The 15541-nt window shown below is 63.8% G+C and carries 13 protein-coding genes; 4 read left to right on the top strand and 9 right to left on the bottom strand.

Going from position 1 to position 15541, the window contains the following annotated elements; translation table 11 throughout:
- Positions 1–13 precede the first annotated feature (13 nt).
- On the top strand, positions 14–535 hold the full coding sequence (locus NDO48_RS16645; RefSeq protein ID WP_018427252.1) for a c-type cytochrome: 522 nt from the start codon (positions 14–16) through the stop codon (positions 533–535).
- Positions 536–604: 69 nt separating this feature from the next.
- On the opposite strand, the gene NDO48_RS16640 is transcribed toward NDO48_RS16645, so the two are convergent.
- The 7 genes from NDO48_RS16640 to NDO48_RS16610 form a co-directional block, all read right to left on the bottom strand.
- Entirely contained in the window at positions 605–1897 is a 1293-nt protein-coding gene (locus tag NDO48_RS16640) for an NCS2 family permease (protein ID WP_018427253.1), read from the bottom strand.
- 304 nt (positions 1898–2201) lie between these two features.
- Positions 2202–3287: an ABC transporter ATP-binding protein gene (locus NDO48_RS16635; protein WP_267321808.1), complete on the bottom strand. Its 1086-nt coding sequence runs from the start codon at positions 3285–3287 to the stop codon at positions 2202–2204.
- Entirely contained in the window at positions 3287–4213 is a 927-nt protein-coding gene (locus NDO48_RS16630; protein WP_267321807.1) for a PfkB family carbohydrate kinase, read from the bottom strand. Before NDO48_RS16630 ends, NDO48_RS16635 begins: the two co-directional genes overlap by 1 nt.
- Positions 4214–5230 (bottom strand): SIS domain-containing protein, encoded by a 1017-nt coding sequence (locus tag NDO48_RS16625; protein ID WP_267321806.1) that lies wholly within the window; start codon positions 5228–5230, stop codon positions 4214–4216.
- A gap of 5 nt (positions 5231–5235) precedes the next feature.
- Positions 5236–6081 carry a carbohydrate ABC transporter permease gene (locus tag NDO48_RS16620; protein WP_018427256.1) on the bottom strand — a complete coding sequence of 282 codons (846 nt, stop codon included), beginning with the start codon at positions 6079–6081 and terminating at the stop codon, positions 5236–5238.
- Positions 6081–6965 carry a carbohydrate ABC transporter permease gene (locus tag NDO48_RS16615; protein WP_267321805.1) on the bottom strand — a complete coding sequence of 295 codons (885 nt, stop codon included), beginning with the start codon at positions 6963–6965 and terminating at the stop codon, positions 6081–6083. Before NDO48_RS16615 ends, NDO48_RS16620 begins: the two co-directional genes overlap by 1 nt.
- 68 nt (positions 6966–7033) lie before the next feature.
- The gene (locus NDO48_RS16610) at positions 7034–8272 is read right to left on the bottom strand and encodes an extracellular solute-binding protein (protein WP_267321804.1); all 1239 of its coding nucleotides are present in this window, start codon (positions 8270–8272) and stop codon (positions 7034–7036) included.
- Positions 8273–8504: 232 nt separating this feature from the next.
- On the opposite strand from NDO48_RS16610, the gene NDO48_RS16605 reads away from it, so the two are divergent.
- The 3 genes from NDO48_RS16605 to NDO48_RS16595 all read left to right on the top strand — a co-directional run bounded on the left by NDO48_RS16605 (position 8505) and on the right by NDO48_RS16595 (position 12738).
- Entirely contained in the window at positions 8505–9710 is a 1206-nt protein-coding gene (locus tag NDO48_RS16605) for an ROK family transcriptional regulator (protein WP_018427259.1), read from the top strand.
- A 270-nt stretch (positions 9711–9980) separates the two neighbouring features.
- On the top strand, positions 9981–11333 hold the full coding sequence (locus NDO48_RS16600; protein ID WP_267321803.1) for an 8-oxoguanine deaminase: 1353 nt from the start codon (positions 9981–9983) through the stop codon (positions 11331–11333).
- A gap of 70 nt (positions 11334–11403) precedes the next feature.
- Entirely contained in the window at positions 11404–12738 is a 1335-nt protein-coding gene (locus NDO48_RS16595; RefSeq protein ID WP_267321802.1) for a uracil-xanthine permease family protein, read from the top strand.
- 94 nt (positions 12739–12832) lie between these two features.
- On the opposite strand, the gene NDO48_RS16590 is transcribed toward NDO48_RS16595, so the two are convergent.
- Positions 12833–13807: a methionyl-tRNA formyltransferase gene (locus tag NDO48_RS16590; protein WP_018427262.1), complete on the bottom strand. Its 975-nt coding sequence runs from the start codon at positions 13805–13807 to the stop codon at positions 12833–12835.
- Between the two features lie 112 nt (positions 13808–13919).
- Positions 13920–15311, bottom strand: coding sequence for an aldehyde dehydrogenase family protein (locus NDO48_RS16585; RefSeq protein ID WP_245262303.1), 1392 nt, complete (start codon positions 15309–15311; stop codon positions 13920–13922).
- Positions 15312–15541: the final 230 nt, after the last annotated feature.

Genomic DNA, 15541 nt, shown 5'->3' with positions numbered 1-15541 from the left:
AAGGGGTGATGCGATGTATCGGACACCGATTGGACTTGCATTCTTGGCTGCGGCATCCGTGCTGTCGTCGGGCGCTTCGGCAGCCGACGCTGGGGTGGCGCGGGGCGAGTATCTCGTAACCATCAGCGGCTGCAATGATTGCCACACGCCGGGCTACTTCTTCGGAAAACCCGACGACGCCAAGTTTCTCGGTGGATCGGATGTCGGTTTCGAGATCCCGGGCATGGGCGTTTTTGTCGGACGCAACATCACGCCGGACAAGGAAACAGGCATCGGCAGCTGGACGAAAGAGCAGATCGTCGCGGCGATCCAGACGGGCCGTCGTCCGGATGGGCGCGAGCTGGCGCCGATTATGCCCTGGCATGCCTTCGCGCAGCTGACGCCTGAGGATGCCAATGCAATTGCCACCTTCCTGCAGAGCGTGAAGCCGGTCTCAAACAAGGTGCCCGACCCGGTCAAGCCGGGCGAAAAGGCGACAACCTTCATGTTCCGGATATTGCCGCCGGGCGAAACTGCCGCCGAAGCCCCGAAGTAAGGCGAGAGGCCAAAAAAAGATCGCCGGAGGCCGCTGACACAGCCTCCGGCGATCCCGTTTGTCAGTGCCTCAATGCGCGAAGAAGGCGAAGCGGATGACGAACAGTGCCGCCACCAGCCAGGTCGCCAGATGCACGTCCTGCGGCCGGCCGGTCAGCGTCTTCAGGGCGGCATAGCTGATGAAGCCGAAGGCGAGGCCGTTGGCGATCGAGTAGGTGAACGGCATCATCAGCGCTGTCAGCGCTGCCGGCGCCGCTTCGGTGATGTCGGCCCATTCGACCTCGACCAGTTCGCGCATCATCAGGCACGCGACATAGAGCAGGGCAGGCGCCGTCGCATAGACCGGCACCGAGCCGGCAAGCGGCGAGAAGAACAGGGCCGCCAGGAACAGCAGCGAGATCACGATTGCCGTCAGGCCCGTGCGGCCGCCTGCCTGGACGCCCGAGGCGCTTTCGACATATGCGGTGGTGCTCGAGGTGCCGAGCAGCGAGCCGGCGACGATGGCCGTGCTGTCGGCCAAAAGCGCGCGGCCGAGGCGGTTCGGCTTGCCTTGCTCGATCAGGCCGGCGCGCTTGGCGACGCCGATCAGCGTGCCGGTGGCGTCGAACACTTCGACGAGCACGAACACCAGGATGACATGCACAAGGCCCGAATGCAGCGCGCCGACGATGTCGAGCTGCAGGAAGGTCGGCAGGATCGACGGCGGCATGGAGACGATGCCGTTGAACTGGCTGACGCCGAGCGCCATCGAGGCGAGCGTGATGACCAGGATACCGATCAGGATCGCGCCGCGGATCTTGAGCGAGTCGAGCGCAGCGATGATGAAGAAGCCGACGATGGCGAGCAGCGTGCCGGTCTGGCTGAGGTCGCCGAGTGTGACGAAGGTCGCGGGGCTTGCGGCGACGATGCCTGAGTTTTTCAGCGCGATGATGCCGAGGAACATGCCGATGCCGGCGGCAATGGCGCTACGCATCGAATGCGGGATGCCGGCGATCAGCCAGCTGCGCACACCGCTGACTGTCAGCAGCAGGAAGATGACGCCGGAAATGAACACTGCACCCAGTGCCTGCTGCCAGGAAAAGCCCATGGCGCCGACGACGGTGAAGGCGAAGAATGCGTTCAGGCCCATGCCCGGCGCCATGCCGATGGGCCACTTGGCTACGAGGCCCATAATCATGGAGCCGAGGGCCGCCGCCAGACAGGTTGCGACGAAAACGGCATTGCGATCCATGCCTGTCGTCGACAGGATCTCCGGGTTGACGAAGATGATGTAGGACATGGTCAGGAAGGTGGTGATGCCTGCGATCACCTCCGTCCGGACGGATGTTCCCTGTTGCTTCAGGTCGAAATATTTCTCGAGCACGCTTTGCTTCCTCCCACGCGGCGAGGGGCAGCCTGGTCCTGGTGCAGGATGGCTTGAGGAACCGTGCATTCTAGCGCGGACCGCGGGCCTGTACCTGCCGAACTCCTGCTACCCTTCATTACCGACCCGGCACGCCCAACGGCGCCTCCACCCAAGCCGGCTTGCCGCCAACAAATGGCGCAAGGCATGATTGCCCGCGCAAACGTGGCCTAACTTCTGCCCGTTGCTTTCAACGCACAAGTGGCAGTTCCTAGAAGCAGTTTCGCGTTTTTGTTGATGGATCCCGACCGTTTGGACGATGACCTCATGCGAGGCAGGCGCGCCCGGTGGCCGGGTCGAAAAGGTGCAACGCCTCGTCGTCGACCGCAAGTGTCGTTGCGTCACCCTGGCTGACCTTGGCGCGCGGCGCAAGGCAGGCAGTGAGCTTTTGCTGGCCGATGCGGGCCGTGATGACAAGCTCCGGTCCGGTCAGTTCGACGACTTCGATTCGCACCGGAAGGGCGTGGCGGCATGACGGCTCCGCCGAAGCCAGCCTGAGTGCTTCCGGCCTTATGCCCAACGCCAGCCGCGTGCCGTTGCGGGCCACCGCCTTGAACCGGTCGGGCAATGGCAGCCTGAGGTCGGAGCCGGCGATGGCCAGTGAGCCGTTGTCGACCTTGATGTCGAGAATGTTCATCGGCGGGGCGCCGACGAAACCTGCCACATACAGTGTCGCCGGGTGGTCGTAGATCTCCTCTGGCGTGCCGAGCTGTTCGATCCGGCCGTCCTTCATCACAGCGATGCGGGTCGCCAGCGTCATCGCTTCGATCTGGTCGTGGGTGACATAGACCACTGTCGTCTTCAGCATCTGGTGCAGGCGCTTGAGCTCGGTGCGCATTTCCAGCCTGAGCTTGGCGTCGAGGTTCGACAGCGGTTCGTCGAACAGGAACACCTGCGGCTTGCGCACCAAGGCGCGGCCGATGGCGACGCGCTGGCGCTGTCCGCCGGAAAGCTGGCTCGGCTTACGTTCGAGCAGGTTCTCTATCTGCAGCAGGCTGGCGGCGTCGCGTACCGCCTTGTCACGCTCGGCAACCGGCACCTTGCGCATCTCCAGCCCGAAACCGATGTTCCTGGCCACGCTGAGGTTCGGATAGAGCGCGTAGGACTGGAACACCATGGCGATGTCCCGATCCTTCGGATGCACGCCGAGCACCGACCGCCCGCCGATCGTGATGTTGCCGCTCGTCGCCTCCGCCAACCCCGCGATGATGTTGAGCAGCGTCGATTTTCCGCAGCCGGACGAACCCAGAAGCACGAGGAATTCGCCGCTTTCCAGCGCGACATCGATGCCTTTCAGCGTTTCGACCGCGCCATAGTTCTTGCGGATGTTCTGGATTTCAAGGGCGCTCATCAAACGGCTTTCTCGAAAGGCGGCAGCGCGCCATAGCTGCGGGGCAGGGTGGAAATCGCGCGCGAGGCCACCTGCACGCCGGATGCGAGACAGTCGGCCAAAGGCCTGTTCATGGCGAGGGCGGCGAGGAAGGCGGCATTGAATACGTCGCCGGCGCCGATCGTATCGACGACCGTCACCTTTGGTGCGGAGGCCGAGACAAGCAAGCCGTCCGGTCCGATGGCAATGGCACCGCCCGGACCGCACTTGACCACGACGATGGCACCGTTGGGCATGCCGGACAGAAGGGCTCGCGCGGCATCGGCTGGGGCGGTTATGCCGGTCAACGTCGTCGCCTCGACCTCGTTGAGCAGCGCGCAGTCGCAACGGGACAGCCAGGCGCGTGTCACGGCGCAGTTCGCCTCCGTCCACCCGTCGGGCGGCCAGCCCGTGTCGAGAACCAGCTTGATGCCGCGACCATGGGTCCAGTCGAACAGTTTGTCGTGGTCGCGTGCCAGAAGTGGCGTCAGGAACGAGCCGCAAAGCAGGGCGTAGCCGCCGGCCAGTTGCTTGCCTTGGAGAACCGTATGGACGTCGACCAGGCTGAAATCGGGCAGATGGCCGCGCGTGGTGAAGAAGGTGCGCTCGCCATCCGGGTGGGTAATACCGACCGACAGCGTGGTGCGGTCGGCATGCGCCGGCCACAGCGCAGAACGATCCCCGAATGCCTCGCGCAGCCAGTGGCCGAACTGATCGGAGCCGACATTGGCGGCAATCTCGAAATCGACGCCAAGCGCTTGCCAGGCAAGCGCGGTGTTGCCGGCCTGGCCGCCGACCCTGAGTTCGTCATGATCGACGGTGATCTCGGTCCCCGCCTGCGGCCATGGCGCGGTCGGGCCAAGAATGAGGTCTACATTGACGTTGCCGATGACAGCCAGGGGCCGCATTCATTCGCTCCGGGTGATCTTGGTAGAGCGCACCGGCGTGCCGGCATTGTCGACCCGCGCGTCGGCGAAGGCGATCATCAGGCGTTGGGCGGTGGGCAACATTGCAAAGATGGCGGCCATGCCGGTCGCTGCCCCAAAAGTGAGCGTGGTCGCGCCTGCCACTGGAGCTTCGCCGGAGGAATCGAAGATGACGACGGGCGCGCCGGTTTCGACAGCCGAGACTGCCATCGCCGTGACCAGATCTGCGGTCGGATCCTTGCCGCGAAACAGCACCACGCCGATCTTCGGCCCCAGCATTTCCATCGGCCCGTGGCGCAGTTGACCGCCTTCCAGCGAAAAACAGGGGCGACGCGACAGTTCGGTCAGTCCCAGTGCCAGCGCCTCGGCCACGCCCTGCAGGCGCCGTCCCGAGGTGACGACTGTGTCGACCTCTCCCAACGCGTTGAGTGCAGCGCCTATGTCGACGATTTCGGGCGCCTGGAGCGCCACGAGCGCACCGCTCGGGTGTTCGCCGAGAGCTGCGAGAATGGCGAGGTGAAGCGCGAGCGTGACGGTCAGGCTGCGCGTCGCTGCAAAGGCGAGCTCGGTGCCGCCGACACCGACCAGAGAAGGTGCTGTGCGGGCAAGAAAGGAGCCTGCCTCCAGCGTCAGTCCGAAAGTCTCGGCATGGCCGCCGGTCTCGGTGAACCAGCGCACGACCTCAGCACTTTCGCCCGATTGCGAGGTCATGAGCACGGTGCGTCCGCCGATCGTTAGTGGCTCGCCGAGTTGCTCGGAGAGCGGAATGGCGATGGCATCGATGCCGAGCGCCCGATAGAGCGGTTCGACCGCACGGTTGACGGCGTGCGACCCGCCCATGCCGAGCAGCAGCAGCCTGCCTGTTTTGTCGAGTGATGCGGCGACCCTTGCAGCCATCGCCGCGGCTTCGGCGAAGGACGCAAGTGCGTCGCCATGCTGGCGCGCCATTTCCCTGTCTATGGCCACGAGGCCTGCCGGGCGTGGTTTCTGGTTTGCCATGTCGGTCATCCTTTCACGCCACCACTGGTGAGTCCTGATATCAGTGCGCGCTGCATGACGAGGCCGATCAGGACAGGAGGAAGGGCCGCGAGCACGCCGGCGGTTGCGATCAGCCCGTAGTCGGAGACGCGCCCACCGGCGAGGTCGGCGATCGCCACCGTCAGCGTCTTGGCGCGCAAATCCGAGGTGAAGAGCAACGCATAGAAGAATTCATCCCAGGCAAGCAGCAGCGCAAACAGCGCCGACGTGGCGACAACGGGTGCTGCCAGCGGCAGGGTGACGATGCGCAGCGTCTGGAACAGGCTGGCCCCGTCGATCATGGCCGCAGCCTCGATCTCGCGCGGGATGGTGTCGAATCCCGATTTCATCAGCCAGGTGGTGAAGGGAGCGAGGATGGTCAGGTAGACCAGTGCGAGCCCAAAGACGTTGTTGAGCAGGCCAAGCCAGGACAGCCCCATATAGAGCGGCACGGCAAGCGCAACTGGTGGCAGCATGTAGGTTGCGATCACCATCGACAGCGACCAGCCCACCGCCGGCGTGCGCGACACGGCCCAGCCGGCGGGGATGGAGAGCGCAAGTGCTGCGACCGTCGCAATGCCGGCGACGCGGAGGCTGTTGTAGAGCGATGCCACGAAGGCGGCGCCCGCACTGTTCTCTAGCGTCGACAGCAGCATCCGGTAGCGCGAGAAGTCGATCTCCTGCGGCCACCAGCGCAACGGCCTGGCCGAGAGGTCGGCGGCAGGCGAGATGCTCATGACGAACAGCCACAGAACCGGTGCAACGACGATGAGGCCGAGCACAAGCGCTGCAGCGTGGATGAAGAAGGTGAACAGCAGGCTCTTGCGTTCCATCAGGCGGCGCTCCCCGCTGTTTTCCTGACCAGTGCAGCGTAGGCGAGCGCAAGGACCGTGACGAGCAAGGTGACGATGAGCGCCAGCGATGCGCCGGAGCCTGCCCGCTGGAAGGAAAATGCCTCCTGGTAGACGAGGATCGACATGGTGCGCGTCGAGTTCGCTGGGCCGCCGCGCGTCATCACCCAAATGAGGTCGAACACCTTGAAGGCCTCGATGGTACGCAGCACCAGCGCCACCATCAGCGGCCCCGCAAGATAAGGCAGGATCACGAAGCGGAAACGCGAAAACGGACCGGCGCCGTCGACCAGCGAGGCGGCGGTGATGTCGCGCGGCACGGCCTGAAGTGCGGCGAGCGCGATCAAAGCCACCAGCGGGAAGTTTTTCCAGCAGTCGGCGACGATCAGCGCGGCAAGCGCGGTGTTGGGTTCGCCCAGCCAGGAGCGGTATGCGTCGAGCAGGCCGATCTGGGTGAGTGCCGCGTTCAGCGCGCCATATTCGGGATTGTAGATGAGCCGCCACAGCGTCGCGTTGACCACCGTCGGCAGTGCCCAGGGCAGGATCATCAGTGCGCGCAGCACGGTGCGGCCGTAGAATTGCTGGTTGAGCAACAATGCGGCGAGCACGCCGAGCGCCATCTCGGCGGCCACCGAAATCACCGCAAACCATGTCGTGGTGACCAGCGTCCGCTGGAAGTTCGGGCTCGAAAGCATCTTGGCGTAGTTGTCGAGCCCGACGAAACTGCCGCCCGTGCCGACGAGCTTGGCGTCAGTGAAGGAGAGCCTGACTGTGTCGACCAGTGGCCAGCCGATGACCGATATCATGACCACGAGCAGCGGCAGCATCAGCAGCCATGCGCGAGTCGTCATCCAGGAGCCTGTCATGCGGCGACTCTTCTTAGCATCCGGAAGGGCCGGGCGGCCGAAGCCGCCCGGAGTGTTGGGACCAGATCTTACAGGCCGCTGTTTTCAGCAGCGCCCTTGAGCGCGTCTTCAGGCTTTGCCTGGCCGAGCAGCGATTCCTGGATGGCCTGCTGGAGCGCCGTCGACAGCTCCTGATACTTCGGCGTCGTCGGGCGCGGATACATCGCGGCAAGTCCGAGCTTGGCCGCGGCGATCAGCTCTTCCTGGCCCTTGGTGACCGCAGGATCTTCATAGGACGACGCCCAGATCGGCAGGCTCAGCTTGGCATACTGGTTCTGCGTCGCCTGCGACGTCATGAAGGCGATGTACTTCCAGGCTTCGTCGGGGTGCTTGCTGGCTGAGGTGATGCCGAGGCCCATCGAGCCGTTGACGGCCGAGACTTCGCTCTTGCCGGTGACGCCGGGGGCAGGAACCACGCCGACCTTGCCTGCGACCTTGCTGTCCTTGGGGTCGTTGGCCATGTTGTACATGTAGGTCCAGTTCAGCGCGAAGGCGGCTTCGCCGTTCTGGAACACCTTGCGTACGTCCTCTTCAAGGAACTCCTTGGAGTTCGGATTGGTCAGCCCTGACGTGTAGCTCGTCACCATGTAGTTCAGGGCGTCGAGCCCGCCACCGCTCTGGAAGGCCGGCTTGCCGTCCTTAAGGAACTCGCCGCCATAGGCGCTGACGAGCGTGGTGTAGTCGCAGATCGCGGCTTCCGCCTGCGACCAGCTCCACGAGATCGGCGTGGCCAAAAGACCCTTGTCCTTGATGATCTTGGCCTGCTCGGCCAGCTCGTCCCAGGTCTTGGGCGGTGTCTTGATGCCGGCCTTCTCGAGAATTTCCTTGTTGTAGAACAGGTACTTGGTGTCGAGGATCCAGGGCATGCCATAGGACTTGCCGTCATAATTGACGGTGGTCCAGGCACCTGGCAGCACGCCCTTCTTCATCTCGTCGGTGATGCGCGAAGACACATCGATCAGCACCTTGTTCGAAGCATATTCGGCCGGCCAGATGACGTCGAACAACACCACGTCGTAGCCACCGCCCGAGCCCTGAGCGAGAACGGTCTTGTCGTGCAGGCCCTCATAAGGGACGAATTCGAGATTGACCTTGATGTCGGGATTGGCCTTGGTGAAGGCCTCGGTCATGGCGCGCACATCGGCCTCGCTGTAGGCGGCCTGCGCCATGAACAGCGCGTTGATAGAGGTTTCGGCGAAGGCCTTGGGTGCGAAGGCGGCGCCGATGAGGGCCGCACCGAGCAACGCTTTGCTAAACGATTTCAACATTCCTTCCTCCATTTTCTGACATTGAAAGAGCGCGATGCCGAGGGGCACCGTTTATTGATTTCCGAAGGCAGCTCGGCGAGGCCGGCGTCCCTTTCCAGGCATTTCAAGCTCGACAAATCCCGCGGCTCCAGCCGCTTTTCGTTCCCGGGAGCTCTTGTGGCTCCTTAATAAGTCAACTGACTTGACTTATTACTTCTTCAATTATCTATTGGTGTCAAGAGGGGAAGCTGAGGTGAACGATATCAGCCCGATCCGCGCCACCAGCGGTACCAACCAGGAAGGCACGAGCGCCCACAACCGCCGCGTCATGATTGACGCGCTGCGCCTGAACGGAGCGCTGTCACGCGCCGACCTGGCGCGGGCGACGCAACTGACCAAGCAGGCGGTGTCGAACATCATCGAGGAGCTGGAGCGCGACGGTTTCGTCGTCTCGCTCGAAGCCGTGAGAAAGGGCAGGGGCCAGCCGTCCACGCCCTACAGGCTGGTGCCCGAAGGCGCTTTCGCCATCGGCCTGCAGATCGACCGTCACCTGACGCGCGCTGTGGCCGTCGACCTGCTGGGCAGCGTGCTTGCCCGTGCCGAAGCCAACCTGCCGCCCGACGATCCCACCGCTGGCGTCGAAATCATCTTCGGGCTGATCGCGGGCGTGAGGGGCCAGCTTGCGCGCTTATTCGCCCAATCGGAAAAACGGCTTGTCGGACTTGGCGTCGCCATGCCGGGCCCCTTCGGTCTGGCGCAGTTCGACGACAACAAATGGATGATGCCGGCCTGGCAGCAGTTTCCGCTGATCGAGAGGCTGACTGCCGGAACGGGCCTCGAGGTCGGCCTGCAGAACGACGCAGCGGCCTGCGCCACCGCGGAGCGCATGGTCGGGGCCGCCCACGGTCTTGATAACGCCGTCTGCCTCTATGTCGGCTATGGCATCGGCGCCGGCCTGATCCTCAATGGCGAACTCTACCGGGGCGGCAACGGCAATGCCGGCGAGATCGGCATGGCGCTGCTGGCGCCAAGTGGCACGGTGCTTGAACACCGCGCCTCGCTTGCCTCGCTCTACCAGCATCTCGGGCTCGACCCCTCGGATGCCGGCTTGTTCGAACGCGTCGATGCGCTGGCGCAGACCAAGGCACCGATCCTGCTCGACTGGGTCGCGGCTGCGGCAAAGGACCTGCGCTGGAGTGTGCACCTGATCGAGTCGATCTTCGACCCGCAGACCGTGATCCTGACCAGCGGCGCGCCCGAAGCGCTTGCCCGACTGATCGTCGATGCCATGCATCCGCTGCTGTCCTCGATCGCCGAACGGCGCGACCGGACGTTGCCGCGGCTGCAACTGGGCATCACCGATCCGTGGTCGATCGCGCTCGGCGCCGCCGCCGAACCGATCAGCCGCGCCTTCGACCCAAGCTTCTCGGCCATACTCAAGACCCGTTCGGGCGGCTAGCCAATTTGGCGCGCCAGTTCCTCATGTGAAAATAATTTGACAGGAAGGCAAATCTGCGTTTGCATCAGCAATGCCTGATGGTGCGAACGCTCAGGCGGGGAGGGCGGCCGCAGCAAGGCCGATCTCCTGCCAAGCATGATCAGAGCAGCCCGCTCAACCTACCAGTCGATGACGATCCGGAACTCGCAATTCCAGGGACAGGGCTCATAGCGCGACGAAGCTGAACGCCAGCTTCGTCGGAGTGAATGAGAACCGACCTGGAGAAGCTGCATGTCCGTAGACCTGCTCGTCCGTGACGCATATGTGTATGTCGATCGCGACTGGGAAATTGCCGACGGCTGGATTGCCGTCAAAGACAAGAGAATTCATTCCGTGGGCAAGGCTGGCGAAGAGCCGGTCGCCGCAAGGACCATCTCGGCGCTTGGCCGGCTGGTCACGCCCGGACTGATCAATGCCCACCACCACATGTACCAGAACCTGACGCGGTCTTACGCGCCGGTGACGAACGGTTCGCTGTTCGAATGGCTAACTGGCCTCTACCCCATGTGGGCCGGACTAACAGGGGAATCGGTCTACGCGTCCACCTATGTTGCGATGACCGAACTGCTGATGGGCGGCTGCACCACCTCGATGGACCACATGTACGTCCATCCCAAGTCCAATCTCATCGACGCCCAGATCCGAGCCAGCACCGACATCGGCTTCCGTTTCTACGCGACGCGTGGATCGATGACGCGCTCGGTCGAGAATGGCGGTCTGCCGCCTGCCTCGGTGGTGCAGCGCGAGGACGACATCCTCGAAGACAGCGTCCGGCTGGTGGAGAGGTATCACGATGCCAGGCCGGGTGCGATGACGCGCGTGGCGCTCGCGCCTTGCTCTTTGTTTTCCGTCACCGAGCGGATCATGTCGGAATCGGCGCGGCTGGCAGACAAATACGATCTCAGGCTGCACACCCACCTCGCCGAGGACCCCGAGGAAGACAAATACTGCGCCGAGGTCTATGGCTGCACACCGACCGAATATTTCGAGCGCGTCGGCTGGGCCAGCAAGCGCTCCTGGGTCGCGCATTTCATTTATCCAAGCGATGCCGAGATCGGCCGCCTTGCACATGCCGGCGTCTGTGCCACGCAGTGCCCGTGTTCGAACATGCTGATCGGCGGTGGCTCGGCCGACGCCATGGGGCTCCGCACCCGAGGCATGCGCGTCGGTCTAGGCTGCGACGGCTCCGCTTCGACCGACCATGCCTCCATGTGGCTGGAGGCGCGTACGGCGTTGCTGTTGGGTCGCTATCGCAATGGCCCGCATTCGATGTCGGCGCGAGATGCGCTCGACATCGCCACGCGCGGTGGCGCCGCCTGCCTCGGCTGGGAGGATGAGATCGGCCATCTCAGGCCGGGTGCCTGCGCCGACTTTGTCGTCTGGAGTATGTCGGACGTGGCTCTTGCCGGCGCCCACAGCGACCCGGTCGAGGCCTGGCTGCGCTGCGGTCCTGCAACCGCCGGCACGACTGTCGTTGCCGGCAAGGTGCTGGTTGAGAATTGCCGTCCGGTGATGCCCGAACTCGGCGACGTGCTGCGCGAGCATGCTCGCCATGCGCGCCGCATGCAGTGTCTCGAGGCCTGACGGCGCATCGGCTCAATTTCACCTGATGCCGCGGAAGCGGCTCGTACTTCTGGGAGGAGGTAGTATATCAATGACTGATCACGTTCATGCCCGTATGGGCGCGCTTGAAGCGGTCGACAGCGTGGTCGGGGATGTCGAGGAGATCATCCCCGCCAAGCGTCGCTTCGCATTGGGACTTCAGCAGGCGCTTGTGTCGAATGCCTGGCTCGATCCCATCTTCATTGCTTCTGTGGCGGGGTTCTCCGCCACTTTGGCGACCAATCTTGTGACCGCCACCTTCCTTGCGGCGGGCGTGGTCACCGTTGTGCAAAGCACCAGGCTGGTCCGCTTGCCGGTGGTGCAGGGGCCGTCCTCGGCATTTTCGCCATTGGCCATCGGCTACTACAAGGCAGGAACGATCTCTGCGGCAAGCCTTGGCTTGATCATCGGAGCCGCGCTTGTATTCCTTGCCTCGATCTGCGGGCAGTTCGCCAAGCTTCGGCGCCTTCTGTCGCCGGCAGTCTCGGGCACGATCATCACCTTGGTGGGCGTCGCGCTGACAGGTTTCACCTTCATGGAGTTCTTCGGCGGCATCGGCTCGCCCAGCTTCGGCACCGGATCGAGCCTGTTTCTGGCCTGCGTGACGACGGCGGTGGTGCTGGTCAGCGCTGCCTTCGGAGGCACCTTCCGCATGTTCGGCTTCCTCACGGCGCTCATTGTCGGCGATTTGCTCGCCCTCGGCCTCGGGTTGCTCGATTTCTCCAGCGTCGGCCAGGCGCCATGGTTGGCCTTCCCCAAGCTTCTGCCCTATGGCGCGCTGACCTTCGATCCGGCGATCACCATCACCATGTGCATCGTCTTCGTCGTCGCCGTTGTCGAGGCCATGGGAATGTATGAGGCGACGGCGCGGCTGACTGGCGTTGAACTTGACGACCGGCGCGTCAACGCCGGCATTGCCGGCGAAGCAGGTGGTTCGATGTTGGCTGCGCTGATCGGAGGTTTCGGCACAACTGCCTACGCTCAGAATCTCGGCGTTATCAGGCTGACCGGCGTTGCCAGCCGGCATGTGGTCCGCGTCGCTGGCCTTCTCTTCATTGTCCTGGCATTCCTGCCCAAGGTTGCGGCGGTGCTGGTGGCCACACCCGCTGCGGTCGTCGGCGGACTGTTCTTGCCGGCGGCGGCAACCGTGGTCATGACCGGCATCCAGATGGCGAGCCAGGACCGGGGTTCACCTGTGAAGAACATGGTGGCGCCGCTCGGCCTGATGGCGGGCTTGGGCATTCCGACACTGGCCGGGGCTTTGTCGGGTGGATTGCCGCAGATTCTCGGCGAGATGCTTGCACATTCCATCGTCGTCGGTGCTGTAACTGTCATGGTCGCCGAGATCGTCCTTGTGCGCATTCCCGAGTTCATGCGCTCGCGCTGAGACCGGTCCAGCCGGACCCTCGGACAAAAAGGCCGCCGATTGCTCGGCGGCCGCTTGGGAAGATGGCTGGCCTGGGCCAGCGCCGGGAAGACCTTTATTCCGCCGGTTCCGGAGCCTTCTCCTTGGCGGGTGCAGCGTCGGTGCCGAGCTTCGACCCTGAGGTCAGGGAAAACGCCGATGCGAGTTCTGCGCCCGAGAGTTTTTGGCCAGCCTCCGTGCGTGCCTTGAAGATTTCGATGACGCCGCCCTGCACGCAGACCGAGAGGCTGCGCTCGCCGACCGCAACCACTTCACCGGGCTTGCCGACAACGTCGCCGAAGCGGCGTACGGGGTGCTTGCGGGCTTCGAACAGCCTGACCTTGGTGCCGTTCACAAGGGTCCATGCACCAGGAGCCGGGTCGCAGCCGCGGATCAGGTTGTGGATGGCATCGATGTGGCCGTGCCAGTTGATGCGGGCTTCGGCGTCCTTGCACCAGCCTTCATAGGAGGCCTGGCTTTCGTCCTGCACTGTCTCCGTGTGCTTGCCGGCGACCACCAAATCCGCCGCCTCGAGCATCGCGTCCACACCGAGCGGGAACAGCCAGTCGAAATAGACGCTCCCGAGCGTGTCCTCGGGACCAATGTCGACCGTCTTCTGCAGGACGACAGGACCTTCGTCGAGGCCATCGGTCGGGCGGAAGATGGTCAGGCCGGTCTGGGTGTCGCCCTTGATGACAGGCCAGTTGATCGAGCTGGGTCCGCGATATCTGGGCAGCAGCGAGGGGTGGTACTGGATAGTGCCGTGGCGTGGGATGTTGACGAAGTCCTGCGGCGCAAACTGCAACACATAGGCCATGACGGCCAGATCGACGTCGAGCGCCTTGAGCGCGTTCTCCGCCGCTTCGCCCTTGAGGCTCGGCAGCTGGAACACCTTGAGCCCGGCCTTTTCGGCCGCGGCCCTGAGCGGATCGGGCCGCGCGCCCGGCTTTTCCGGCGCACAGAACACGCCGGCGACCTCGTCGCCACGAGCGAGAAACGCTTCGAGCACGCTTTGACCGAATGCCTGCTGTCCGATGATGGCAATACGCATGATTGATGTCCTCCGGATTGGGCAAGGCTTCCCCCGTGCCTCGCGCATGGCTGGCGCGGGGTGCCTTGAGATGTCAGGTTTGGTGAGTGGTCGCGCCGCCAGGCGCGAACCGTCAGCGGCCGGTGTTGATCCAGACCACCTTGGGCTCGGTGAAGTTTTCGATCGCTTCTTCGCCATGCTCGCGGCCGAAGCCGGAGTCCCGCGCTCCGCCCCAGGGCAAGCGGATGTCGGTCGGGCCGTAGGTGTTCACCCACACCGTTCCGGCCTTGAGGCGCCTGGCGAAGCGGTGGGCCCGAGCGATGTCTGATGTCCAGACGCCGGCGGCGAGGCTGTAGACAGTGCCGTTGGCGATGCGCAGCGCGTCCTCGTCGTCCTTGAAGCTGATGACGGTGGCGACGGGGCCGAATATCTCTTCCTGCGAAATGCGCATCTCGTGTTCGACGCCGGCGAACACTGTCGGCTCGACGTAGAAGCCGCGCTCGCCATGGCGGCCGCCGCCTGTGACCAGGTGCGCGCCTTCCTTCGTACCGATGTCGATGTAGTTGAGCACCCGGTTCATCTGCACTTCCGAGACCAGCGGACCCATGGCGGTCGAGGTTTCGCGCGGGTCGCCGATGCGGGTCGATTTCGCCCGGGCTGCGAGCCGCTCGACGACTTCGTCATAGACGGATTCGTGGGCGAGGATGCGCGAGCCGGCCGAGCAGACCTGACCGGTGTTGAAGAAGATGCCCGATGCCGCCGCTTTTACCGCCGCATCGAGGTCGGCATCTGGGAAGATGATGTTGGCCGACTTGCCGCCGAGCTCAAGCGTCACGCGCTTGAGGTTGCCAGCGGCACCCTGCAGGATCTGGCGGCCGACGACGGGCGAGCCGGTGAAGGTGACCTTGTCGATATCGGGATGGTCGACGATCGCCTGGCCGGCAATCTTGCCGAAGCCCGGCACGACATTGAGCGTACCTGCAGGGAAGCCGGCTTCGAGCGCCAGCTCGCCGATCCTGAGCGCGGTCAGCGGGGTGATTTCCGCAGGCTTCAAAACGACGGTACAGCCGCAGGCGAGGGCAGGTGCGATCTTCCACATGCCGATCATCAGCGGGAAGTTCCAGGGAATGATGGCGCCGACCACGCCGAGCGGTTCGCGCACGGTGTAGGTAAGTGCGTCCTGCCGTGCCGGGATCACCTTGCCGTTGATCTTGTCGGCCATGCCCGCATAGTAGACCAGCGTGTCGATCACCGCTGGCAGGTCCTGGCGGCGGATTGCCGAAACCGGCTTGCCGCTGTCTAGGCTCTCAAGGTTGACGAGTTCATCTTCGTTCTGGCGGATAAGTTCCGCCAGCTTGAGCATCAACTGCCCACGTTCACTGGCGCGCAGCCGCCCCCAGTCACCTTCGAACGCCTTGCGGGCCGAGCGCACGGCGGCGTCGACATCATTGGCATCTGCCTCGGCGATCTTGGCGATCACCTCGCCAGTCGACGGATCGAACGTATCGAAAGTGCGGCCGGACATGGCGTCGACGCGCTTGCCGTCGATCAAGAGTTTCTGAGTCCAGTCCGAAAATGCATATACCACCTGACATCCTCCACATATGAAATTGAGTTCATATCTGTCAGCCGGTGATCGCACCCTGGGAACACAGCTGGAGACTGCATCTAGCGTAGGAAAGATATTTTCCCGTGGGAATAAGATATCTGTTGCCTATATCGGCGGGCGAATACATGATCCCGAGTGCAAGTCTG

Source organism: Aminobacter sp. MET-1 (assembly GCF_026521175.1).
In the GTDB taxonomy this organism is placed as follows: Bacteria; Pseudomonadota; Alphaproteobacteria; order Rhizobiales; family Rhizobiaceae; genus Aminobacter.
Note: the sequence above shows the minus strand (reverse complement) of the source record. Positions and strands in the feature narration are given on the sequence as shown.

Excerpts from the sequence above, each read along its gene's own strand:
- NDO48_RS16600 (WP_267321803.1), top strand. The coding sequence starts at position 9,981 with ATGTCCGTAGACCTGCTCGTCCGTGACGCATATGTGTATGTCGATCGC.
- NDO48_RS16615 (WP_267321805.1), bottom strand. The coding sequence starts at position 6,965 with ATGACAGGCTCCTGGATGACGACTCGCGCATGGCTGCTGATGCTGCCG.
- NDO48_RS16620 (WP_018427256.1), bottom strand. The coding sequence starts at position 6,081 with ATGGAACGCAAGAGCCTGCTGTTCACCTTCTTCATCCACGCTGCAGCG.
- NDO48_RS16635 (WP_267321808.1), bottom strand. The coding sequence starts at position 3,287 with ATGAGCGCCCTTGAAATCCAGAACATCCGCAAGAACTATGGCGCGGTC.
- NDO48_RS16625 (WP_267321806.1), bottom strand. The coding sequence starts at position 5,230 with ATGGCAAACCAGAAACCACGCCCGGCAGGCCTCGTGGCCATAGACAGG.
- NDO48_RS16610 (WP_267321804.1), bottom strand. The coding sequence starts at position 8,272 with ATGTTGAAATCGTTTAGCAAAGCGTTGCTCGGTGCGGCCCTCATCGGC.
- NDO48_RS16585 (WP_245262303.1), bottom strand. The coding sequence starts at position 15,311 with ATGTCCGGCCGCACTTTCGATACGTTCGATCCGTCGACTGGCGAGGTG.
- NDO48_RS16595 (WP_267321802.1), top strand. The coding sequence starts at position 11,404 with ATGACTGATCACGTTCATGCCCGTATGGGCGCGCTTGAAGCGGTCGAC.
- NDO48_RS16590 (WP_018427262.1), bottom strand. The coding sequence starts at position 13,807 with ATGCGTATTGCCATCATCGGACAGCAGGCATTCGGTCAAAGCGTGCTC.
- NDO48_RS16645 (WP_018427252.1), top strand. The coding sequence starts at position 14 with ATGTATCGGACACCGATTGGACTTGCATTCTTGGCTGCGGCATCCGTG.
- NDO48_RS16630 (WP_267321807.1), bottom strand. The coding sequence starts at position 4,213 with ATGCGGCCCCTGGCTGTCATCGGCAACGTCAATGTAGACCTCATTCTT.